At 35.9% G+C, this 990-nt stretch carries 1 pseudogene; it reads right to left on the reverse strand.

What is annotated here, in order from left to right:
• A pseudogene (locus DM84_RS05985) lies at positions 1–990 on the reverse strand (hypothetical protein); the annotation flags it as partial.

Genomic DNA, 990 nt, shown 5'->3' on the forward strand with positions numbered 1-990 from the left:
TGTTAGAGCCACCACCACTATCTATGATAACGTCACGATCATCGATTCCTGTAAAGTGCTCAGAGTAACCCATGCACAAAATTTTATCCACCTTGTTCTTTCTTCCAACATAGTAATAATTAAAGATGCTATTATTATCAATTTGATCATTGATTAACCAACGACCATTTACTCTTGCCTTTAATGACCCAGAGACACTAGGCTTAAAACGATAGTCAACATTCACTCCTATAACTGTATCTTTCAATTGGCTTAAATCAAGTATATTAACAGAGTTACTTCCACCAATAATTTTACCTGAGAAGTCAACGTTATTTACAACAAACCTATTTACTACCTTATTACTACCACCAGTTATTTCTGCTGTACCTGAGCCAATTAGAAAATTATTGTTCCACTCATTACTTCCAACGATGGTACCCTTGTCCACATTGCTTAAATCATAAACAATTATTTTATCCTTTTGTTTCGCTTTTACCCTATTATCGTGACTAATAACCACTGAATTTTCACAATAATACGAAGCAAAGTCGAATGAATTTTTTGTACCTTCTTTTTCATAATCTTGGTCAGTAACCTGTGGTAAACAAACTCTGCTAGCACCTGCAATACTATGAGGTATAACACGTGAAAGACTTCTTGTATTGGCTCTTTCTGCTTTATTCATAAGAATCTTTGCATAATCTGGACGAAGGGTATTACCGCTTACTTTTCCAAGACCAATACCATAGGCAACAGTACTATTAGGGCTATTATTTAAAGCTTGCCATGCTCCTTTAGTGAGACTATTAACCATTTCCTTTCTTGCTGCAAGATGTTGTACATCTTGTGGTACAGGTTGAAAAGCAAATGTATGCCAAAAAATACGCCAATTTTCATCATGGGTTGTATCATACTTTTTCTCGTACTCCACGATATTGCTAACACCACTATAAATTCCATAACCTACCATGAGCCCAAACCCAACTGCAATACCAACTACCGGCATAC

The sequence above is a fragment of the Wolbachia pipientis genome (genome assembly GCF_023661085.1).
GTDB lineage: Bacteria > Pseudomonadota > Alphaproteobacteria > Rickettsiales > Anaplasmataceae > Wolbachia.